This is a genomic window from Nesterenkonia lacusekhoensis (assembly GCF_017876395.1).
GTDB classification, from domain to species: domain Bacteria; phylum Actinomycetota; class Actinomycetes; order Actinomycetales; family Micrococcaceae; genus Nesterenkonia; species Nesterenkonia lacusekhoensis.
Genome location: NZ_JAGINX010000001.1, coordinates 740872 through 763125, shown reverse-complemented (window position 1 = coordinate 763125; position 22254 = coordinate 740872). Strand labels below are relative to the sequence as shown.

21 protein-coding genes are annotated in these 22254 nt (G+C 65.4%); 12 read left to right on the top strand and 9 right to left on the bottom strand.

The features are described from left to right. Positions 1-614 precede the first annotated feature (614 nt). The 3 genes from JOF45_RS03680 to JOF45_RS03670 are packed head-to-tail and all read left to right on the top strand — an operon-like array spanning position 615 to position 3495. Complete coding sequence (locus JOF45_RS03680; RefSeq protein WP_210047993.1) at positions 615-1220, top strand: recombinase family protein; 606 nt, start codon at positions 615-617, stop codon at positions 1218-1220. A gap of 2 nt (positions 1221-1222) precedes the next feature. Further along, on the top strand, positions 1223-2683 hold the full coding sequence (locus JOF45_RS03675) for a Mu transposase C-terminal domain-containing protein (RefSeq protein ID WP_245324119.1): 1461 nt from the start codon (positions 1223-1225) through the stop codon (positions 2681-2683). Beyond that, a complete protein-coding gene (locus JOF45_RS03670) occupies positions 2683-3495 on the top strand; it encodes an AAA family ATPase (RefSeq protein WP_210047992.1) in 813 nt (270 codons plus the stop codon). Before JOF45_RS03675 ends, JOF45_RS03670 begins: the two co-directional genes overlap by 1 nt. Positions 3496-3742: 247 nt before the next feature. Here the strand turns inward: JOF45_RS03670 and JOF45_RS03665 are convergent, their stop codons facing one another. The 7 genes from JOF45_RS03665 to JOF45_RS03635 all read right to left on the bottom strand — a co-directional run bounded on the left by JOF45_RS03665 (position 3743) and on the right by JOF45_RS03635 (position 10452). Beyond that, complete coding sequence (locus tag JOF45_RS03665) at positions 3743-4348, bottom strand: hypothetical protein (RefSeq protein WP_210047991.1); 606 nt, start codon at positions 4346-4348, stop codon at positions 3743-3745. 73 nt (positions 4349-4421) lie between these two features. After that, positions 4422-4730, bottom strand: a complete 309-nt coding sequence (locus tag JOF45_RS03660; RefSeq protein WP_070160889.1) for an MFS transporter — start codon at positions 4728-4730, stop codon at positions 4422-4424. 39 nt (positions 4731-4769) lie between these two features. Continuing rightward, the gene (locus JOF45_RS03655; protein WP_210047990.1) at positions 4770-6458 is read right to left on the bottom strand and encodes an acetolactate synthase large subunit; all 1689 of its coding nucleotides are present in this window, start codon (positions 6456-6458) and stop codon (positions 4770-4772) included. A gap of 34 nt (positions 6459-6492) precedes the next feature. Further along, positions 6493-7101, bottom strand: a complete 609-nt coding sequence (locus JOF45_RS03650; protein ID WP_210047989.1) for a CueP family metal-binding protein — start codon at positions 7099-7101, stop codon at positions 6493-6495. 73 nt (positions 7102-7174) lie between these two features. Then, entirely contained in the window at positions 7175-8485 is a 1311-nt protein-coding gene (locus tag JOF45_RS03645; protein ID WP_210047988.1) for an MFS transporter, read from the bottom strand. Positions 8486-8614: 129 nt separating this feature from the next. Further along, complete coding sequence (locus tag JOF45_RS03640) at positions 8615-9793, bottom strand: FAD-dependent oxidoreductase (protein WP_210047987.1); 1179 nt, start codon at positions 9791-9793, stop codon at positions 8615-8617. After that, positions 9790-10452 (bottom strand): TetR/AcrR family transcriptional regulator, encoded by a 663-nt coding sequence (locus tag JOF45_RS03635; protein ID WP_210047986.1) that lies wholly within the window; start codon positions 10450-10452, stop codon positions 9790-9792. The genes JOF45_RS03640 and JOF45_RS03635 overlap by 4 nt, the downstream gene beginning before the upstream one ends. A gap of 172 nt (positions 10453-10624) precedes the next feature. Between JOF45_RS03635 and JOF45_RS03630 the strand changes: the two genes are divergently transcribed. From JOF45_RS03630 to JOF45_RS03595, 8 genes are all read left to right on the top strand, one after another. Beyond that, a complete protein-coding gene (locus JOF45_RS03630; RefSeq protein WP_210047985.1) occupies positions 10625-12181 on the top strand; it encodes an MFS transporter in 1557 nt (518 codons plus the stop codon). A 62-nt stretch (positions 12182-12243) separates the two neighbouring features. After that, on the top strand, positions 12244-12456 hold the full coding sequence (locus tag JOF45_RS03625; RefSeq protein WP_210047984.1) for a heavy-metal-associated domain-containing protein: 213 nt from the start codon (positions 12244-12246) through the stop codon (positions 12454-12456). Between the two features lie 2 nt (positions 12457-12458). After that, complete coding sequence (locus JOF45_RS03620) at positions 12459-13433, top strand: heavy-metal-associated domain-containing protein (protein WP_210047983.1); 975 nt, start codon at positions 12459-12461, stop codon at positions 13431-13433. After that, positions 13423-15759 carry a heavy metal translocating P-type ATPase gene (locus JOF45_RS03615; protein ID WP_210047982.1) on the top strand — a complete coding sequence of 779 codons (2337 nt, stop codon included), beginning with the start codon at positions 13423-13425 and terminating at the stop codon, positions 15757-15759. Before JOF45_RS03620 ends, JOF45_RS03615 begins: the two co-directional genes overlap by 11 nt. A 44-nt stretch (positions 15760-15803) precedes the next feature. Continuing rightward, entirely contained in the window at positions 15804-16076 is a 273-nt protein-coding gene (locus JOF45_RS03610; protein ID WP_210047981.1) for a YHS domain-containing protein, read from the top strand. Between the two features lie 129 nt (positions 16077-16205). Beyond that, positions 16206-16781, top strand: a complete 576-nt coding sequence (locus JOF45_RS03605; RefSeq protein WP_210047980.1) for a YdhK family protein — start codon at positions 16206-16208, stop codon at positions 16779-16781. Positions 16782-16842: 61 nt separating this feature from the next. Beyond that, complete coding sequence (locus JOF45_RS03600; protein WP_245324118.1) at positions 16843-19056, top strand: heavy metal translocating P-type ATPase; 2214 nt, start codon at positions 16843-16845, stop codon at positions 19054-19056. A 9-nt stretch (positions 19057-19065) separates the two neighbouring features. Further along, positions 19066-19386: a metal-sensitive transcriptional regulator gene (locus JOF45_RS03595; RefSeq protein WP_210047979.1), complete on the top strand. Its 321-nt coding sequence runs from the start codon at positions 19066-19068 to the stop codon at positions 19384-19386. Between the two features lie 210 nt (positions 19387-19596). On the opposite strand, the gene JOF45_RS03590 is transcribed toward JOF45_RS03595, so the two are convergent. After that, positions 19597-20526: an IS3 family transposase gene (locus JOF45_RS03590; RefSeq protein ID WP_152744531.1), complete on the bottom strand. Its 930-nt coding sequence runs from the start codon at positions 20524-20526 to the stop codon at positions 19597-19599. Positions 20527-20543: 17 nt separating this feature from the next. Next, the gene (locus JOF45_RS03585; protein ID WP_010080477.1) at positions 20544-20861 is read right to left on the bottom strand and encodes a transposase; all 318 of its coding nucleotides are present in this window, start codon (positions 20859-20861) and stop codon (positions 20544-20546) included. A gap of 272 nt (positions 20862-21133) precedes the next feature. On the opposite strand from JOF45_RS03585, the gene JOF45_RS03580 reads away from it, so the two are divergent. Then, positions 21134-22245 (top strand): IS3 family transposase gene (locus JOF45_RS03580; RefSeq protein ID WP_210051256.1). Its coding sequence is split into 2 segments (ribosomal slippage): positions 21134-21404 and positions 21404-22245, totalling 1113 coding nucleotides; the frame shifts between segments, so codons are not numbered across the junction. Positions 22246-22254: the final 9 nt, after the last annotated feature.

The following is a 22254-nucleotide window of genomic DNA, read 5'->3' as shown; positions in this document are numbered from 1 at the left end:
TGCGGATGCGCGGTCAGGCGGGGCGTGATCGTGCGCGCCTGTGAGCAGTATCCGGATTGCTGCTGTCAGGATCTGGCCGTCGCGGGCGACCATGGCACTGCGCGCGATGCATGACGCTCTTCGCCACGAGTGACCATATTGTGGTCGGCCGCACCCAGGGCGATCCTGCTCGTCTCAAGCAGAAGCCGTCCGGGTTCCGGGCAGGCTGAGCTGGGATGCATGAAAGTCGAAATGCCGGATCGGGTAGGCGTACACGTCCATCGGGTGCCGTTGCTGCCCCGTCGCGCCTCGGAGCCGCTCGCGCGGTGCAGGGCAGGCAGCCTCTAACTCGGCACAGTTGCGGCTGTATCCATCTCTGATCGCGGTTCGATCCATGATCGTCACCCTCAGCAGGTGGGGGCTTCCTCCGGCCTGCTTATCTCACCGACAACGCGGTCAGGCTGCGGCTGTAGCAGTAACGACCGTTATCGCTACAAGACATCGCGCCACCGGCGCATCGTCGTCGGCACCAGGAGAAATCACGGCCGGCAAATCCTGACGCTGTAACGAAACTTAGTGCCAGTATCTATGTTTCGGTTCTTCCCGTTCTTCACGGGAATTGGTACATTCGGGGGATGGGACACGCTTTGGGCTATGCCCGAGTATCGACCGGCGCCCAAGATGCAAGCTTGCAGCATGACGCGTTGAAGGCGGCCGGCTGCTATCGCATCTTCGCCGACACTGCGTCGGGATCTTTGGAATCGCGTCCCGAGTTGGACAAGCTCCTCGACCAGTTGCGGCCGGGCGACACCCTGGTGGTGTGGCGATTGGACCGGCTCGGCCGCTCGATTCGGCATCTCATCGACCAGCTCGCTGAGCTGCGCGACTGCGGGGTCGAGTTCCGGTCCTTGCAGGAGAACATCGACACCGGATCATCCGGTGGCAGGCTGGTGTTCCACATCTTCGCCTCGCTGGCCGAGTTCGAACGTGACCTCATCCGAGAGCGCACCAACGCCGGGCTGAAAGCCGCTCGCGCCCGTGGCCGGACCGGGGGCCGGCCGCCGCTGCTGACGAAAGACAAACTTCGCACAGCCCGCAAGCTCTACGAGCAGCAGGACATGACGGTCGCTCAGATCGGAGAGGTCCTCGGCGTCAGCCGCACCACGGTCTACCGCGCTCTGCGTCGTGAACCCGGAGGCACTTCGCCTCGCCGCCGGCAAGCGTCACCCAAGACGGTGTAGTCATGGCTGGAGGCACTCAACCCGCGAACCCCGAGAGTGCGTCCACACGTGAGAACACAGCGGCCGCCCGCTGGCAGGTGCTGCGTCGCCACGTCGAGGACGGCACAACTCTGACCACGCTGGCCGCGACCGAAGGAATCGGACTCCGGACCCTGCAACGCTGGCATGCGGCATACCGCCGCCACGGCATCGCAGGACTCTCCCCGACCGCCCCACCCAAGCGCGAGCGAAAAATTCATCCGGAACTCCTGACGCTGATCGAGGGTCTCGCCCTGGTCAAGCCACGGCTGTCGACCGCAGCCATCACCCGGAAAGCCCGCGCAATCGCGGAAATGCACGGGTGGGAGACGGTCTCCTACAGCACAGTCCGATCCATCGTCACCGCGATGGACCCCGGCATGCTCACGCTGGCCCACCGCGGCAGCGCCGCCTACCGCGACACCTATGAAATCGTATGGCGGCACCGAGCAGAACGCCCCAACGCCACCTGGCAGGTCGATCACACCGAACTCGACATCCTCATCCAGGACGCCAACGGCAAACCTGCCCGGCCGTGGTTGACCGTCATCCTCGACGACTACTCCCGGGCAGTATGCGGCTACATGGTGTTCCTGGGCGCCCCATCCGCCTTGAACACTGCCCTGGCACTGCGCCACGGCATCTGGACGAAGAACGACCCGCACTGGCCGATGTGCGGCATCCCCGACCGGCTCTACGTCGACCACGGCACCGACTTCACCAGCGACCATCTCTCCCAGACCGCCAAGGATCTGCACTTCGAAATCATCTACTCCGCAGTGGCCAGGCCGCAGGGGCGCGGCAAAATCGAGCGGATCTTCGGCACCATCAACACCGAACTCCTGGCCACCCTTCCGGGCCATCTTGCCGAGGGCCACCGCCACCCCGACCCCGTGCTGACACTGCCGGACCTCGACGACGCCATCGGGGCGTTCATCGCCGATGACTATCACCAGCGCGAGCACCCAGAGACCACAGCATCTCCGCACCAAGCGTGGCTCGGCGACGGATGGCTGCCCCGCCTGCCCGAAACTGTCGATCACCTCAACCTGCTGCTGCTGACCGTAGCCAAACCTCGCATCGTCCACCGCGACGGCGTCCACTTCCAAGGCCTGCGCTATATGTCTCCACTGCTGGCCGCCTACGTCAAAGAGCCGGTCATCATCCGTTACGATCCCAGCGACATCTCAGAAATCCGCGTCTTCCACAAAGACCAATACATCTGCAAAGCCGTCGACCCCGACCACGTCGCCGCCACCGTCAGCCTCAAAGACGTCCAGGCAGCACGCGCCGCCCGACGCCGCGAGCTGCGCGGCCAGATCAACGAACGCCTCGCCGCCGTCACCCGACACCAACCGGTGCCTCCACCCACGCCGCAACCGACTCCCGTCGAACGTCCGAGCAACAAGAAGCCGAAACTGCGGACCTACCTTGAGGATGACTGATGCCCCAGCAACGATTCGTCGCCACCAAAGAACACCGCAGGTTCGCCGAATTCGCCGATGCCGTGCGCCGGCAACACACCATCGGCATCTGCTACGGGCAGGCAGGAATCGGCAAAACCCTGTCGGCCAGGCGATATGCCAACTGGCACAAGGCCGAGAAACTCCTGGAACAATGGGGGCCCCGCGATGACTCGGACCACCAGGTCTACGCCGCCTTAGCCCAAAGGCGAACCGTGTTCTACACCCCGCAGGTCCTCGCCAGCCCTCGCCAGTTCATGCAAGACCTCACCCACATCACCTCTCGCGTGGCGATCTGCATCGACCAACACCTGAACAAGAACGGCACGCGACAAGGACCGGTTATGCACTGGGACAAGCACGTCGAACTCATCATGATTGACGAGTCCGAACGACTTCGCCCTGCCGCTCTGGAGTACCTACGCGACAGCTATGACCGCACCAACACCGCGCTCATCCTGATCGGAATGCCAGGAATCGAGAAGCAATTCAGCCGCTACGCACAGCTCTACAGCCGCGTCGGCTTCGCCCACGAGTACCGGCCCCTCGCCGAAGACGAACTCCGCTTCGTCCTCGAACGCCGCTGGCGCAAACTCGGCCAAACCCTCGACCCCGACGACTTCACCGACGCCCAAGCCCTCGCGGCGATCGCTCGCATCACCCGCGGCAACTTCCGCCTCGTCGACCGACTCTTCACCCAGATGGAACGCATCATGAAGATCAACGATCTCAACACCATCACCGACGACGTCGTCGAAGCCGCCCGCTCCACGCTCGTCATCGGCATCACCTGAAGCCGCCACCTCCAGCTGCAGAAAGCCGCCAACTCGAGCTAACAGTCACACTCCAGGCCCGCCGCGCCGCCGTGGAAGAACGTCTGTGCTTTCAGCTGCTGAACCTCATCTTGGTCGTGCTGCTTCTTCATCCGAACCCCTTCCCATGGCTTCCACCGTCATTTTGGTCGCCCCTGTGCCGATCAGTGGCCAGCCAGACGAGATTGCCGCCGCAGGTCAAGCGAACCCGGCGTCCGACTGAAACATCTCAACGCGGTGCGACAGGCAGTTGGCCGTACATCATCCGCTGGGTCAGATCTGCGTTAACCATGTCAAATGGAGGCAGAAACCCATATCCACGTAGATGCTCGCGGGTGATTCCCATGGACTGCATCTTGGGGCTGGGCAGCATGTGTCCTTCTTCGTCATACATACGGCCTCCACCGGCCCAGGTCATCGGCCTGTGGCCTGCCATCTGATTCTCACGGGTCTTCACCACTCCGCGCTGGACGACTTCGATGATCTCAGCGGAGTCGCAGGAGTAGGACAGGCCCCTCTGGTAGTCGGGGTCCTCCCGCAGATCTCCACGGGGCACAACCTTGTAGAGGTCTCCCAGGCCGGCCTCAGCGCTGTAAGACTCGGCGAACTTCTGATCGGGGGTGATGAACACTGCCGGCAGGACGGAGGGCATCCGCAGGATCCGCCCGGCATCGGTGGCGTGCGGATCCTGCCAGTACGCTTTGTCCAGCACATCGCCGACGTTGAGACCGGCGACCCCACCATGCCAGAACTCCTGCGACTTCAGGCGTTCCTGCTCGGCGCGCTCCTGCTGACGTTCTTTCTTCCTTCTCGAGCCCTTCCCCACAGCTCTCACCGCCTCTCCTTTGGCTTCTAGCCAACGAGCCTAGCGCGGTGCGGGTTCCCGCCGATAGGTCAGATAAGGCCCATTATCGGGGGCTTCGATGCGCAGGGGCTGAAGTGAGCACGGCCGCGACGGCGGCGCGGATGAGGTCGGCACCGATGAGCACCGGCTTGCGCGGCAACCGGGCAAGCAGTGCGGTGGTAATCGGGGCAACGGCGACGTAGGCGATCATCTTGATCGACATGGCCACTCCCATGATGACGCCAGCGTCGCCTGCGGCGATGTCGAAGGCGAGCAGGCCGAGGGCGACGGTGAGCAGACCCGTGCCCAGCAGTGCGATGATCTGCGCACTGAACAGTTTCGCGTAGGTCGGGTTGCGCAGTACGGAGATCATGCGCGCACGCTCTGGTCTGTCGGGAGGATCAGGGCGGGGTCACGAACGGAGAGCCTGATGAAGAGCACTATCGGCCGCCTCGTCGTGAGTTGTGGAGCAGTGTTGGAGCTCCTCAATGAGTACGCGGGTGTTCTCGGAGTAGTCCACCGGGACATGGATGAGCTGCACTCCGCCCTGAGTAAATGCGTCTTCCAGGGCGGGGCCAAGCTGCGCAGCTTCGGTGACGTGGGTGCCGGTGGCGGCGTAGGCCCTTGCGTAGGCGACGAAGTCGGGGTTGCCGAAGGTCATGCCATAGTCGGGGAACCCGTCAACAGCTTGTTTCCAGCGGATCATGCCGTAGGCGTGGTCATCGAGGATCACCACCACAAGGTTGAGGCCGAGACGGACCGCGGTTTCGAGCTCTTGGCTGTTCATCATGAACCCGCCATCGCCGCAGACGGCCATGACCCGACGACCCGGGTGCAGGAGCGCGGCGGCGATCGCCGAGGGCAGGCCGGCTCCCATGGTGGCCAGGGCGTTGTCGAGCAGGAGCGTGTTCGCGGTGGTGGTGCGGTAGTTGCGGGCGAACCAGATTTTGTACATGCCGTTATCGAGGGCGACGATGCCGTCATCGGGCATGACCTGACGGACCTGGTGCACGATGCGTTGCGGGGTGAGCCGGTCCTTGGTGGCTCTGTCGGCGACCTTCGCGAGGATGCGCTCACGCAGCGGCAGCAGTGCTCCGGCGTGCGGTATGTGTCCGGCGAGTTGTTCGGTGAGGGCGTGCAGGGTGTGGTGGAGATCGCCTGTGACTTCCAGGTGCGGGGTGTAGACCTCTTCGACGGTGGCAGGCTGGTAGTCGAGATGCACGACCCGTGGCCCGTTGGCTCGCATGGTGAACGGGGGCTTTTCGACGGTGTCGTGGCCGATGGTGATGATCACGTCGGCCTGGTCGATGGCCTCGTGCAGGTAGTCGCCCTCGGTCAGGGCGGCGGTGCCCAGGTAGAGGTCGGTGCATCCGGAGACGGTGCCCTTGCCCATCTGGGTGGTGAAGAACGGAATCCGCGAGTGGGAGACGAACTCGGTCAGCGCCTGGGTGCATCGTGGTCGTGCTGCGGCAGCACCGAGCATGATCAACGGACGCTTGGCTCCCGAGATCACCTCGACGGCCGTGTTGATCGCCTCGGTGCTGGCGGTGGGCAGGACGGGGTGAGCGGGCTTGATGAGGTCCAGGCGGGGTGTGGTGGTGGCGGCGATGTCTTCGGGAAGTTCCAGGTGCACCGGGCCGGGCCGTTCAGCCTGAGCGACACGGAAGGCTTCGCGGACCAGGGTGGGGATTGTGCCGGGCGAGACGATCTGCTGGGTCATCTTGGTCAACGGCTTCATCGCCGCGATCGTGTCCACGATCTGGAAGCGTGCCTGCGCGGCGGTGAGGATGCCTTTCTGGCCGGTGATCATCACCATCGGCATCGCCCCGAGCAGCGCATAGGCCGCTCCGGTGGACAGGTTGAGGGCACCGGGGCCGAGCGTGGTCAGGCACACCCCTGGCCGGCCGGTGAGTCGCCCGTGGGTGGCGGCCATGAAGGCGGCTGCCTGCTCGTGACGGGTCAGAATCAGTTCGATGCTGGAGCGGCGGATCGCGTCGAGCAGATCGAGGTTCTCTTCGCCGGGCAGTCCGAAGATGCGATCGACGCCTTCGTTCTCCAGTCCGGCGACGAGCAGATCGGCTGCGGTGAAAGTGGTGGTCATGATGGCGGTGGCCCTCCTTGTCTGCTCGAATCGATCAGGTCAGCTGCAGCGTGGTGAGGCAGGTCGGGGCGTCCTCGGCGGTGGAGATCGGAACCGTGGCAGAGCGCTCACCCTGGGTGACGGTGAGGGTGGCTTCGATGTCACGGGGCAGCCAGAGCCCGGCGAAGCCGTTGTCGTAGGTGCGCACGGTCTCATCGACGAGCACCGCATCAGTCTCGTCGGTGACGGTGATGTCGATCTCCTCGTTGGCCAGTTCTCCCAGGCAGGTGGTGAGGCTGTGGAAGTGGCATTCGTGGGTGTGCTCGATGAACGGGGCGAAGGAGAGGTAGAACTCGTACTCCGGCAGCGGGACGGTGGTCTCGTTGCCGCTGGTGTCGTAGAGCACGAGCGTCTCAGGTTCGACTGAGGCGATCAGCTCCTCGGGGCGGTCCGCGACCGGCATCGCATCGAGGTACTCGGTGATCTCTCGCCCGTCGAGACCATCGAGGTCATAGTCGGCAAGCCAGTTCTCGCTCGCATCCGGGATGGCCGATTTGGTTTCGGTGTCGCTTACTTCGGATGCGGTGGAGCAGCCTGACGCGAACAGGGCCAGTGCCAGGGCGAGGGTGATCGCGGTTGCGGTGTGTGGTCTGGGGTGGGTCATCGTTCTCCATGGGGTCGACGTTCCTGGGCAGTGTCTCCGGTTTGGTGTGCGGTTACGTGCCACCACGGTGTGGTCAGACGGGGCGTGCGCAGGAGCATTGGGTTGCAGTGAGGGTGGCTTCTTGGGCGACGGCCTCTTTCTTGAGGGGGCGGTCAATGCCGCCTGGGGGTGGCGGTGGTGCGGGTGCTTGTTGGGTGGTGGCTGGCCAGAGCAGGACGGCGCCTACGGCACCGGTGACGGCGAGAGCTGCTAGGAGAGACCAAGCCCAGGTGAACCCGGCTGCGGTGCCGACCCAGCCGGCGATCGGGTAGGTCAGCAGCCAGGCCATGTGGGAGAGAGAGAACTGGGCGGCGAATGCCGCGGGTAGTTCGGAGGGACGTACCGCGGAGCGGATGACGCGACCGGTGGGGGTGACGATCAATGCCATGCCGGCGCCGATGATGATCCAGATTGCGATCGTGGCCGCCCACGAGACAACAGCGGCCCCGGTCATGGCCACGGCCGCCAGCACGCCGATCAGGAGCACGATCGCGCCGATCATCATCACTTTCCGGTCGGCGACGCGGTCCATGATCCAGGGCAGCGCGAGTGCGACCAGGAGGGTCCCGCCTCCGGAGGCGGCCAGTGCCCACGCCACATCGGACTGGGTGCCAGCCAGGGTGTCGCGAACGTGGTTGACGGTGTTGACTACGACGATGGAGCCGGCCGAGGCGACGACCAGGTTCAGGGCGATCACGCCGCGCAGGGATGTGGTCGAGGTGAAGGTATGGATACCGGAGGAGACGCGCGCCCATGGCCCGGCGTGGTCGCTGGGTCGCGCGTTGGGGATGCGGGTGGCCAGGACGAGCATCGCGGAGATCACGAATCCGACGGAGGTGGCGATGAACAGCCAGTTGAAGGTCATGAAGGTCAGGGCGATGGCGGCCAGGACGGGGCTGAGTAGGGTCTCCATGGTGTAGGCGACCTGGGATGCCGACAACGCTCGGGTGTAGTCGCTCTCTTTGGTGACAATGTCGGGGATGGTGGCTTGGAAGGTGGGCGTGAACGCGGCCGATGAGGCCTGCAGGATGCCGATGAGCAGGTAGATGTGCCACACCTCGGTGACGAACGGCAAAGCGAGGACCACCAGCGCGCGGGCGACATCGAGCAGGACCAGGAACAGACGTCGGGGCAGGCGGTCGGCGTAGGCAGCCGCCAGGGGTGCAATGAGTACGTACATGACCATCTTGATGGTCAGGGCCGTGCCCAGAACGGCACCAGCGTTCTGGCCGGCAAGATCGTAGGCGAGCAGGCCGAGGGCGACGGTGGCCAGGCCGGTGCCGAACAGCGCGATGACTTGGGCGCTGAACAGGCGACGGTAGTCGCGGATGGCGAAGAGGCCCATCTGGTATGCGTTTCCTTCTATCGTGGTGTGGGAGCTCTGGCGTGCCGAACCGGGCCGTGTCCTGGAGCTGGGCGGGTTTTGTCTACCGCGTTCGTCTGTCTCGGTCCTGCCTGGTCCTGTTGCGGGGGTCTAGTTCTGGGTGTGTTGGTGGTGCAGGCGCGGTGCCCACTGGTGGATGAGTGCGACGGCGTCGAGGCCGGTGGCCGCGACCGGTACTCCGGCATGTTCGTGGAGTACCACTGGTGGATCATCGGAGATCAGTCGTGCGGTGCTGCCGGGGGTCGGGTGTCCGGCTCCGGCGAGGATGTGTCCGTGGATGCTGGAGGTGAACGTCGAGACCGGCCGGTAAGCACCGGGATCGTCACCGAGACCGTGGTCGTACAGCAGCGTGTGCGCGGCGTGGGCTCCTTGGGCTGCGGCGTCATCCCAGTGATCGATGCGATACGCGCCGAGTTCTGGATGCTCATGGATGGCGACACCGCCGCCGGCGTAGATGCGCTGATCTGGTTCCTGCCGTAGTCGAAGCCGGTCATCGACCGGGATGCCATCGGGGCCGTTCCATGGTGAGGGGGCTGCTGGGAGGGTGCCGTGGGCGATGATCGCGAGATCACCCTCAACCCGGTCCCCGCCGTCGAGGACGATGCTGATGTGGTCGGGGTGGGTGCGCACTGCCTGGATGGTGCGACCCAGGTAGGTCGACCCGCGTGCCTGGTGCAGGTCCAGGAGTTTCTTGGCGATGTGCTCCCCGAATACCGAGGCGCCTGGCAGGGTGGACCGGCTGATCAGGGCAACGTCGTGTCCAGCGGCGCTCAGCAGTGAGGAGGTCTCTGCGGCAAGCACCCCAGCGCCGAGAATCAGCACCCGTGCCGAACCGGGAAGTGCCGCGAGCCGGTCGCGGATACCGGTGGCATCGGTCAGCGAATGCAAAGTGGTGAGCCTGCCGGTGGCCAGGGCGTCGTCCCGGCCAAGGACATCTTCTCCCAGGGTACGGGGCCGGCTGCCGGTGGCGATGATGATCCCGTCATAGGTGCGACTCTGACCAGAGGCAAGATGCACCTGGCGTGCACGGGGGTCGATGCCACGCACGGTGTCGGCTACCAGAGCCGCCCCGGTCTCTGGTAGAGCCGTCTGTTCGGGGCTGAGTAGGCCGATCGCAACACCCTTGTTGACCAGCGTGCGGTTGAACGGCTGTTCCCCGGTACGGGCGAACACATCGGCCTGAACCTCCGGCGAGACAGCCTGCAGGGTTTTCGCGGCCGCGACCCCGGCTGCTCCTGCGCCGAGGATGCCGATGCGGACCGGGCTCATCGCCCTTGCTCCGAATGGGCGTCATGAGTGAAGGCTGGCAGCAGGATCGCGTCGATGAACCACGGCGCGTCGTCGGGATCGAGCTTGCCGGTGCGGACTTCCTCAGCGGCCCCGTTGAGAACCACGTGGGTGGTGGTCAGCAGCCAGCTCAGCGGCAGATCGGAGCGGAACGCGCCTTCAGCCTGGCCGCGTTCGAGCAGACCGCGCATGCGAGCCTCAGCCTTCTCGTGCAACTCGCGAATGCGGGCAGGGGAGAGTTCCTTCTGGGCTGCGGCAAGTACCGCGCGTGACTGATCTACGAACACCCAGCTGGAGGCCACCAGCCGCTGAAAAGCATCACGTGCATCGCCATCGAGTGAGATTTCGCTCAAGACGCCCTCGGCGCGTTCGAGACTCTCCAGGAGAGCAGCATCGATGAGTTCGGGTCGGGTGCGGAAGTGCCCGTAGAGCGTCTGACGCCCCACACCGGCCTCAGCGGCGATATCCGCTACCGAGGCGTCAGGATTCTTCCGGATCGCCGTGACCGTACCGGCCAGGATCTTGGCCCGGTTGCACAGGGCATCGGCACGCTGGTTCGCCGCGCCCCGACTCCCAGTACCAGAGCTGCCAGACCCAGTGCTCGGCCGGTCACGTGTGGCAGTGGCCTTCTTGGTCGCCATCACTCCACCTTTCATCTCAGACGGGAATGTATGAGATAGTGTAGCTGTTACAAGTCGTACTCGCATGTAGGAGTTTGCGAGTGGGTGGCCGCCAGGTCACTGCAGACGCCGCTCAGAAAGGAGCAGACGCTATGAGAACGATCGTTGCGGCACGCCCAGGGGGTGGCGTGTCATGAATCAGTCGAATACCCCGGCGGAGAAGGCCGGAGCGAAGCAGTGGTGGGGCCTGGCCGTACTGGTCACCCCCTCGACACTGCTGTTCATGATGTTGACCATCCTGTTCTTGGCTGCGCCGAACATGGCCGCCGATCTGGGTCCCTCGAGCACACAGCTGCTGTGGATTCTGGACATCTACGGCTTCGTCATGGCCGGATTCCTGGTGGCCATGGGCGTCCTCGGCGACCGGATCGGCAAGCGCCTGCTCATGATCATCGGGGCGATCCTCTTCGCGGGCGTCTCGATCGTTGCAGCGTTGACGACGAGCGCGGAGTTGATGATCGCCTGGCGGGCGATTCTGGGTCTTGCTGCGGCCATGATGATCCCGGCCACCCTGGGGCTGATCTTCGTGCTCTTCGCCGATGCCAAGCAGCGCGGCGTGGCCATCGGCGTGTGGGCCGGCGGCATCTCCGCCGGTGTCGCTCTCGGCCCACTGCTCTCCGGTGTGCTGCTGGAGGGCTTCGGCTGGCAGGCCACCTTCCTGGTCGCGGTGCCGATCATGGCGCTGGTCGTCATCGGTGCCCCGCTGCTGCTGCCCGAGCACAAGGACCCGAACGCGAAGATCGACCTGTTCAGCGCTCTGCTGCTGGTCGGCGGACTGCTGGCGATCATCTACGGCATCAAGCGCTTCGCCGCCCAGGAGCCGGCCGGCCCCTCGATCGGACTTCTGGTCGCAGGTGCGCTGGTCGGGCTGTGGTTCGTGATCCGGCAGCTGCGGGCTGAGAAGCCGCTGCTGGATGTGCGGCTGTTCGCCAACCGCACCGTCTCCGGAGCACTGGCAGTGTTCCTGCTCTCGGCAGCGGCACTGGGTGGCGTGTACTCGATATTCACCCAGTACCTCCAGCAGGTCCAGGAACTCTCGCCCCTGCAAGCCGGCTTGTCAATCCTCCCTGCGGCGGCGGTGCTGATCGTGGTCTCCACACTCTCCCCGGTCTTCGCCCGGAAGTTCAGGCCCGGCAATGTGATCGCGATCGGCCTGCTCACCCAGGTAGTCGGCTACATCCTGTTCACCCAGCTCGACGCCGGCACCGGCCTGGCGCTGGTGATCGCATCCTTCGTGATCACCTACCCCGGCGTCGCCCCGTCCATGGCGCTGACCACCGATCTGGTCGTCAGCTCCGTGCCCCCAGAGAAAGCCGGCGGAGCCTCGGGACTGGCGACCACCGCGAACGACCTGGGCATCTCCCTGGGTGTCGCAGTCATCGGCAGTGTGGGGATCGCCGCCTACCGGAACCAGATCGGCGGGCTGCTGCCCGACGGACTGCCGGCCGACGCTTCGACGGCGGCATCGGACAGCGTCGACGGCGCGATGGCCACCGCACCAGGCCTGGACCCTGCCCTGGGTGAACAGGTCATCAGTGCCGCACAGGAGGCCTTCACCGGCGGGCTGAACACCGCCGCGATCGTCTCGGCCGTCATCGCCGTGGTCGCAGCGATCATCGCCGCCACCCGGCTGCGCCACGTTCGACCCACCGGGGAAACCCAGGAGGCCGAGCAGACCACTGCCAGTTGACCCCCTACCCCCCATGGGTATAGTCTCAAATAAGTCGTACACAAGAGAAGGAGTTATGCATTATGGCAACCACGACTGAGTACCAGGTGACCGGGATGACCTGCGGGCACTGCGAGGGTGCGATCCGCAGCGAGGTCTCCGAGATCGACGGGGTGACCGGCATTGAGGTCAGCGCCCAGACCGGGCACCTGGCCGTCACCGCCGAGCAGCCGGTCGAGGACGCTGCGGTGATCGCCGCGGTCGATGAGGCCGGCTACACCGCCGTCAGGAGCTGAGCATGAGGGCCCCTGCACGGCTGGGCCTGTACGGGCTGATCCTCGTGGCCGTGTTCGCCGTGGCCGGATTCACGGCGAACGCGGTCGTCCCCGAGGACACCGTGCAGGCCTGGACAGAAGAGACCGAAGACACCACCCACCACGGAGGAGAAGACGAGATGAATGGCGGGCAGGCTGATGGGCACGGCGGCCATGAGGCCGATGCGGCCTCACTGGGCCTCGGCCTGGCCCAAGATGGCTTCCAGCTCAGCGAGGTGAGTGCCCCCACCAGCACAGCCGGCGAGGGCGAGCTGACGTTCACGGTGACCGGCCCCGACGGGAACCCGGTGACCGACTTCGAGCTCGACCACGAACAGGAGATGCACCTGATCGCCGTCCGCGCGGACGGGCAGCACTTCGCCCACGTCCACCCCGAGCGGGACGAGGACGGCACGTGGTCCATCCCCTGGCGGTGGGAAGAGGCCGGCACCTACCGGGTCTTCGCAGACTTCGTGCCCGCCGATACCGGCGAGGGCCTGACCCTGTCGACCACGGTGCAGGTCACAGGTGACTACGAGCCGGTTCCGGCCGAGCCTGCTGCCCAGAGCACAGTCAACGGGTTCGACGTCGCAGTGGAAGGCGACCTCATCGCCGGTGAAGCATCCGAGCTGACGATGACCGTCACCCGCGAGGGCGAACCAGTCACTGAGCTGGAGCCTTACCTGGGGTCGTTCGGGCACCTGGTCGCCCTGCGCGAAGGGGACCTGGCCTACCTGCACGTCCACCCACACGGTGACGCACCCGCAGCCGGTGAGACCTCCGGCCCGGAGATCGCCTTCGAGGCCACCGCACCCACGCCAGGGCGCTACCTGCTCTACCTGGACTTCCAGGTCGACGGGCAGGTGCACACCGCCCCGCTGGTCATCGACACCACCAGCAGCGCTGGCTCTGGCGAGGGTCAGGACGGCAACGATGAAGGAGAGAACCATGACCACTGAGAGCACCAGCGCACAAGACGCTAGCGTGAATCTCGCCGGTGTTGAGCTGCAGATCGGTGGCATGACCTGCGCCTCCTGTGCCAACCGGATCGAGAAGAAGCTCAACAAACTCGACGGCGTCGAGGCGTCGGTGAACTACGCCACCGAGAAGGCCAGCGTCACCGCCCCCGAAGGCTACGACCCGGGCCTGCTCATCGCTGAGGTGGAGAAGACCGGCTACACTGCCGAACTGCCCAGCCCCAAGGGCGAAAAGCCCAGCACGGCTGATGAGGGCGAGTCGCGTGAGGATGCCGAGATCAGGGTGCTCAAACAGCGGCTGATCGGTGCAGCAGTGTTGGCGGTGCCGGTGATTCTGATGGCGATGATCCCGGCGCTGCAGTTCGACTTCTGGGGCTTCGCCTCCCTTGCCCTGGCCGCCCCGGTGGTGGTGTGGGCCGGCTGGCCCTTCCACAAGGCCGCCTGGGCGAACTTCAAACACGGCGCGGCCACGATGGACACCCTGATCTCGGTGGGCACCAGTGCCGCACTGATCTGGTCACTGGTCGCACTGTTCTTCGGCACCGCCGGAGACCGCGGGGTGGTCCACCCCTTCGAGCTGACCATCTCACGCACTGACGGACTGGGGCATATCTACCTGGAGGTCGCCGCCGGGGTGATCACCTTCGTGCTGCTGGGCCGCTACTTCGAGAAGACCTCCAAGCGCCAAGCCGGAGCCGCCCTGCGCGCCCTGCTGGAACTCGGCGCCAAGGAAGTCTCCATCCTGCGAAACGGCACTGAGCAAAGGGTTCCCATCGAGGAACTCAACGTCGGCGACGAGTTCGTGGTCCGACCGGGTGAGAAGATCGCCACCGACGGGGTGATCACCTCCGGCAGCTCAGCGATCGATGCCTCGATGCTCACCGGCGAATCAGTGCCCGTCGAGGTCTCCGAGGGTGACACCGTCGCCGGAGCCACGGTCAATGCCGGTGGTCGCCTGGTCGTGAAGGCCAGCCGGGTCGGCTCGGATACTCAGCTGGCGCAGATGGCGAAGATGGTCGAAGACGCCCAGTCCGGTAAGGCCGAGATCCAGCGTCTGGTCGATCGGGTCTCGGGCGTGTTCGTCCCGATCGCGATCGCTGTGGCGGTCGCCGCCCTGGGCGCCTGGCTCATGGCCGGCTTCCCGGTCAGTGCCGCGTTCACCGCGACCGTGGCGGTGCTGATCATCGCCTGCCCGTGCGCCATGGGCCTGGCCGCACCGACCGCGCTGCTGGTCGGCACCGGGCGGGGCGCCCAGATGGGCGTGCTCATCAAAGGCCCCGAGGTGCTGGAGTCCACGAAGAAGGTCGACACGATCGTGCTGGATAAGACCGGCACCGTCACCACCGGCAAAATGACCCTCACCGATGCGCTGCCCGCCCCAGGCGTGAGCCGTGATGAACTGCTGCGCATCGCCGGCGGCCTCGAGGACTACTCCGAACACCCCATCGCCCAGGCCATCGCCGCCGGAGCCACCGCACAGGTCGGTGAACTGCCCGCCCCGGAATCCTTCGACAACATCGAAGGCAAGGGCGTACAAGGCGTTGTCGACGGTCACGCCGTGGTCGCGGGCCGGGAGGCGCTGCTGGCTGATTGGTCGATCCACCTCGACGATGAACTCAAGGCCGCCAAGCAGGCCGCAGAGTCCGAGGGCAAGACCGCGATCACCGTCGGCTGGGACGGGCAGGCACGAGGTGTGCTGGTGGTCTCGGACCAGATCAAGCCCACCAGTGCGGAGGCGATCAGCCAGTTCAAGGAGCTCGGGCTGACTCCGGTGCTGCTGACCGGGGACAACCAGACCGTGGCCGAGCAAGTCGCCGCCGCCGTCGGCATCACCGAGGTCATCGCCGAGGTGCTGCCCAAGGACAAGGTCGACGTCGTCGCCCGCCTCCAAGGCGAGGGCAAGGTCGTGGCCATGGTCGGTGACGGCGTCAACGACGCCCCCGCCCTGGCCCAGGCCGACCTCGGCCTCGCTATGGGCACCGGCACCGATGTCGCCATCGAGGCCGCCGATATCACCCTGGTCCGCGGTGACCTGCGGGCGGCCGCGGACGCGATCCGGCTAGCCAGGCGCACGCTGCGCACGATCAAGCAGAACCTGTTCTGGGCCTTCGGCTACAACAGCGCGGCCATCCCGATCGCGGCCTTCGGGCTGCTGAATCCGATGCTGGCCGGAGCGGCCATGGCCTTCTCCAGCGTCTCGGTGGTCTCCAACAGCCTCCGGCTACGCAGGTTCAAGGCCAAAGCCGACAACCAGAGCGTCCCGGCAGGCAGTACACCTGCCTCGGCAGGCGAACCCGCAAGGGCCTGAAAACCCGACCTGTCATCACCAACAAGGAAAGGACACCATCCACGATGACTGCACACGACCACCACAATCACGGCCACGGCCACGGCAGCGCCTCTGGCGGCTGCAGCGGCCACGCCCCCAAGACCGAGGACCTCGCAAAGGCGAACAGCGACGATGTCACCGAGTGCCTGGTCATGGCCGGCACCCCGGTGATCAAGTCCCAGGCCGAAGCCGAGGGGCTGTACCGCGACTACAACGGTGAGCGGTACTGGTTCTGCTGCGCGGCCTGCGGCCCACTCTTCGACGCCGACCCCGACCGGTACGCCAACGCGGCCTGAACCGCACAGGGACACCGGATTCCGCGCTTGCCACAGCAGGTTCTGCCAGGCAAGCGCGGAATCCACCACCGGCAAGATCCCAGGCCCACATGATCGCGGAACGAGCACATAAGGGAAGGACCAGCGCGCATGACGAAGAACCTGACACTGACCTGGTCAGCCACCGCACTGACCGCGGCACTGGTGCTGGCCGGGTGCGCCTCGAGCGACAATGACGACCCGGCCGACCCCGCCCCCTCAACCGAGCACGACGACCACGGAGGTCACGACGATATGGAACACCCGACTGACGGCGGACCGGTGCCCGAGAACATGACCGAGGCCACCGACCCCGAATACCCAGTCGGCTCAGAGGTGACGCTGACCGCAGATCACATGCACGGCATGGACGGCGCGACAGCGACCATCGTCGGCGCCTACGACACCTTCACCTATTCCGTCGACTACACCCCCGAGGGCGGCGAACCTGTCACCGATCATCAGTGGGTCGTGCAGGAGGAAATCGAGGACGCCGGTGACGAGCGTCTCGCTGACGGCGCCGATGTGGTGCTGCTGGCCGATCACATGGAGGGCATGGCAGGCGTCACTGCGACGATCGCCTCCTCCACCGACGAGACCGTCTACGTCGTTGATTACGAGGCCGACGGCATGACCATGACCAATCACAAGTGGGTCGTTGAAAGCGAGATCGAACCCACGAGCTGAACCCACCGCTGAACCACGGAGGCGAGTACGGGTCGAACCGAACAGGAGAAATGAGACCGGCATGAACAACACACACAGTGGCCACCACCACGACCATGGTGGTGAGCACACGATGCACGACGACCGGTCTGAGCATCATGGCCACGGTCATCACGGTCAGCATGGACACAGCAGTCATGACGACCACCACGGCCACAACGGTCATGAGCACCACGGCGGTCATGACGACCACAGTGGCCACGCCGGACACGCTGGACACGGCGGGCATGGCGGGCACGCGGGTCATGGGGATCATGTGGGGCAGTTTCGCCGGTTGTTCTGGATCATGCTCGTCCTGGCGATCCCGGTGGTGGGGTTCAATGAGATGTTCGCCCACCTGGTCGGCTACCACCTGCCCGAGGCCGAATGGGTGTGGTGGGTCTCCCCGATCTTGGGCACCATCGTCTACTTCTGGGGCGGCTGGCCGTTCCTGACCGGTGCGGTCAGCGAGATCCGCTCGCGCAAACCGGGCATGATGCTGCTGATCGGCTTGGCGATCACGGTCGCGTTCATCGCCTCCTGGGGCGCGACCCTGCATATCCTGGACCACGAGCTGAACTTCTGGTGGGAGCTCGCACTGCTGGTGGTCATCATGCTGCTGGGCCACTGGATCGAGATGCGATCGCTGGCCCAGACCACCTCAGCGCTGGACTCCCTTGCCGCCCTGCTGCCCGATGAGGCCGAGAAGGTCGACGGCGACGACGTGGTGAAAGTCGCCCCGGCCGACCTCACCGTCGGAGACGTCGTGATCGTGCGTCCCGGCTCCTCAGTACCGGCCGACGGGAAGATCGTCGACGGCAGTGCATCGATGGATGAGTCCATGGTCACCGGGGAGTCCAAGCCCGTGCGCCGCGAGACCGGCGACCACGTTGTTGCCGGCACCGTGGCCACCGACTCCGGAGTACGCGTCGAGGTCACCGCGATCGGGGATGACACCGCCCTAGCAGGCATCCAGAAGCTCGTCTCCGATGCCCAGGCGTCATCGTCCCGCGCGCAGAGGCTCGCCGATACTGCCGCCGCCTGGCTGTTCTGGTTCGCCCTGGGCGCCGCGGTGATCACCGCGATCACCTGGGCACTGCTCGGGATGCCCGATGCCGCGGTGGTGCGCACCATCACCGTGCTGGTCATCGCCTGCCCCCACGCACTCGGCCTGGCGATCCCACTGGTCGTCTCCATCGCCACCGAACGCGCCGCCCGCGGCGGTGTACTGGTCAAGGACCGGCTCGCCCTGGAGTCGATGCGCACCGTCGACTCGGTGCTCTTCGACAAGACCGGCACACTGACCAAGGGCGAGCCCACCGTCACCGGTATCGAGCCGGTCGGAGACCGCAATGAGGATGAGGTGCTGGCGCTGGCCGCAGCCGCCGAGGCAGACAGTGAGCACCCACTGGCCCGAGCGATTGTCGGTGCCGCCAGCAACAAGGAGCTCCGGGTGCCCAGGGCCTCGGACTTCTCCTCCTCACCGGCCGTCGGGGTCAAAGCCACCGTCGATGGAACGGTCGTCGAGGTCGGTGGTCCGTATCTGCTCGAACAGCAGAATCGAGACGAGTTGCCGGTGGCTGACACCTGGCGCGAGGAAGGAGCGATCATCCTCCACGTCCTCGCCGACGGAGAAGTCATCGGAGCGCTGCGCCTGGCCGATGAAATCCGGCCCGAGTCCCGCGACGCTGTCGATGCCCTCCACGCCCGCGGGGTGCAGGTGGTCATGATCACCGGAGACGCCCAAGCCGTGGCAGAAACCGTCGCCAAAGACCTGGGTATTGACCGGGTCTTCGCAGGCGTCCGCCCGGAAGACAAATCAGCCAAGGTCGCCGAGCTCCAGGACGAGGGTCGCAAGGTCGCGATGGTCGGAGATGGTGTCAACGACGCCCCCGCCCTGGCCCAAGCCGATGTCGGTATCGCCATCGGCGCCGGCACCGATGTGGCCATTGGCTCCGCTGGCGTGATCCTCGCCTCCTCTGATCCGCGCTCGGTGCTCTCGGTGTTCGAGCTCTCCCGTGCCAGCTACCGGAAGATGAAGCAGAACCTGTGGTGGGCCGCCGGCTACAACCTGGCCGCCGTACCGCTGGCCGCCGGCGTGTTGGCGCCGGTCGGGTTCGTACTGCCCATGAGCATCGGCGCGATCCTCATGTCGGTCTCCACCGTCGTCGTGGCGTTGAATGCTCAGCTGCTGCGCCGCCTCGACCTCACCCCCGAAGCGAGCACCGACAGAATCCTCGACCGCTCTGAACGATAAGGACACACCATGACCACCACCGCACCCACCGTTGAAGAGGCGGCGACCGGCCACGGCTACATCAGCGACAAGAACCGCTACCTCGCCCGGCTCAAGCGCGTTGAGGGCCAGACCCGGGGCATCCACCGCATGATCGATGAGGACAAATACTGCGTCGACATCCTCACTCAGATCAGTGCGATCACCTCCGCGCTGAACAACGTCGCACTCGGGCTGCTCGATGACCACCTCAAACACTGCGTCACCAACGCCATCGAAACCGACACCGTCGATGCCGAGCAGAAACTCCGCGAGGCCTCCGCGGCGATCGCCCGCCTGGTGAAGTCCTAATGAGGGAGCTGTAGAAATGAAGATCGCCACCCGCAGTCTCCAGACACTGGCCAGCCACTGGCACCTCGGTCTCACAGTGACACGGTGCTGCCAAACCCTCCACTGGGTCTTCACCGTGCGACTCGGCCGTAACTCCGGTGGATCGTAGAGCATGAGACCGGCATCATAGCCTCACTGTCTGAACCGTACTGGGTGTTGTTCTGTCCCGCGTCAAGTAGTTGGCAGGATTTCCTTGGTTTTGAATGTCGGGGTGGTGGGGTCGGCCAGGCCCAGGTGCACCTCCTTGGGCCGGTTCCATGAGATGGCCTCGTGGGGCCGGAGCTCGTTGTACTCGATCCGGTAGTCCTCGGCCCGCTCGGCGAGCACGATCGCGTCGTCGATCTCGTCCAGGTAGAGCCGTTCGTACTTCAGCGTGCCGAAGCCGCGTTCACGGGACCCGTTCTGCCCCGGGGTCTTCACTCGGGTGCGCACGTGGTGTAGCTCGGGGTGGGCGGCGATGAAGGACTCGAAGCGGAAGGACCGGAACGGCCCGCCGTTGTCCGTCACGATGGTCACCACGGGCAACAGCTCACCGGTCTCGGGATCGACCGGGCAGGCCTCGACCAGCGGGTGACCGAACATGGCCTCGTAGTCGGCCAGGGCCAACTCGATCGCGTCGATCGCGTCGTGCTGGTTCCCGGTGGGCGAAACGTGGAAGGGGTGCTCGTACTTGGACCAGTAGTCCCGGCACCCGGCCAGCCGCCAGGTCCCTCCGGTGGTGGTCTCGAACTCGCTGAAGTCCAGCTGCCAGACTTGGTTCGGGCCTGAGGGCTCGGTGGCGAACGCGGCCTTGCGCCGCTCGGCCAGCTTCCGTCGCTCCCGTTGGTACTGCGCGGGCAGAATCAGCCCCTCGTCGCGCAGGATTCGCAGCACGGTCGCCTCGGAAACCACATGCCCGTCGTGGCGGACCATTGCCCAGATCTTCCGATGCCCCCACGCCGGATGGGCCAGCGCGTGCTTGACCACCAGTTCCCTGGCAGCCTGCCGTCCCGGTTGCGGCCACGGTCCCTTCACCGCCGTCCCGGTGCGGGCCTTGGCCTGCCAGCGGCGCCAGGTCCGCTCGGGCATGTCGAAGAGCTGGCAGAACCTCGCGGTCGACATGCCCGCTTCCACGCGGATCACCTCGAGGTCCTCGAAGGGCCCAGCCGGCCCTCCGCGGACTTCTTCCACACCCTGGCTTCCAGGTGTGCCTCGCCCAAGGCCTGGGTCAGCTCGGCGACCTCGGCCTCCAGCTGTTCCTCTCGGGAGGATGGTCCGGACCTGCCGGCCACCAGGGCGGTCTTGCCGGCTTCCAGGAACTCGGCCTTCCACCGTCCGATGGACTGCTCACTGACTTTCTCCTTGCGTGCCGCTTCGGCGATGGACATCTCGCCGGCCAGCACGCTCAGCACTATCCGGGTCTTCTTCTCCGCCGGAATCGAGGGTGGTCTACCCATGACTGACTCTCCTTCAGGACCTACATAACGGCCCTGCCACTAAGTCTGACGCGCGACAGTTCCGTCCTATCCGTTCAAGGAGGATTGAACTATGACCACGGGGCTGATGCAGGAACAGGTGACAGTTCGCTCTTAGGCCGCCAGGGCGACGGCTTGTTCCAGTAGGTGGGCTTCAAACTGTACTGGGGTTGGCATGACCCCCTAATTTCGGTCCACGAGTTATGAGAGTCGCACTAGCGCCCGACGCTCCGGGCAGGAAAACTGGTGTGACCATGACAAGCAAGAGAAGACGCCATACCCCGGAACAGATCATCCGGAAGCTCCAAGACGCTGAGAAGCTCCAGGCAGAAGGCCACGACGTCGCCGCCACCGCCCGCGAACTGGGAGTCACCGAGGCCACCTACTACCGGTGGAAGAACCAATACGGCGGGCTCAAAGCCGAAGACGCCAAACGGCTGAAGGAACTTCAGAAGCAAAACGACCGGCTCAAGAAGCTCCTGGCCGAGGCGGAGCTGGAGAAGGCCGCGCTGAAGGAGCTGGCGGAGGGAAACTTCTAAGCCCGGACCGGCGCCGAGCAGCTGCGCGACACCTGATGGCCACCATGGGCATCAGTGAACGCAGAGCCACCGCGCTGGCCGGGCTTGCCCGATCCGCCTTCCGCCGGGCACTGAAGTCTGAGAACGCTGGTGATCCTGATGCTGGGCTGCGGGCCTGGCTACGGGCTTATGCAAAGGACCACCCGCGCTGGGGCTACCGGCGGGCCTATCATGATGCCCGAGCCGAGGGCTGGGCGGTCAACCATAAGAAGGTCCAGCGGCTCTGGCGTGAAGAGGGCCTGCGGGTTCCGGTGAGACGTCGACGCAAACGCGTGGGGTCCTCCACCGCGGAAGCCCCGCAGGCGGACGCGCCGAATGTGGTGTGGGCGGTGGACTTCCAATTCGACGCCGATGAGACGGGCCGGGCGATCAAGATCGCCTCGATCGTCGATGAGCACACTCGCGAATGCCTGGGCGGGATCGTGGCCCGCAGCATCACCGGTGATGACCTCACCGCCCACCTCGACGCTATCGCCGCTGACCGGGGGCTTCCAGAGGTCCTACGGTGTGACAACGGCCCGGAGCTGATCTGCCACGCGATGGCCGACTGGGCCGGGGAGGTCACGGGGATCCACTACATCCCGCCGGGTGCGCCGTGGCGCAATGGGTACGTGGAGTCCTTCAACAGCAGGATCCGGGATGAGTGCCTGAACATCACCAGCTTCTGGTCTTTGACCCATGCTCGGGTGATCATCACGGATTGGAAGAAGGAATACAACACCATCCGGCGCCACTCAGCGCTCGGGTACCGCAGCCCGGCTGAGTATGCTGAAATCTGTACCCATTGAAGAAACCGC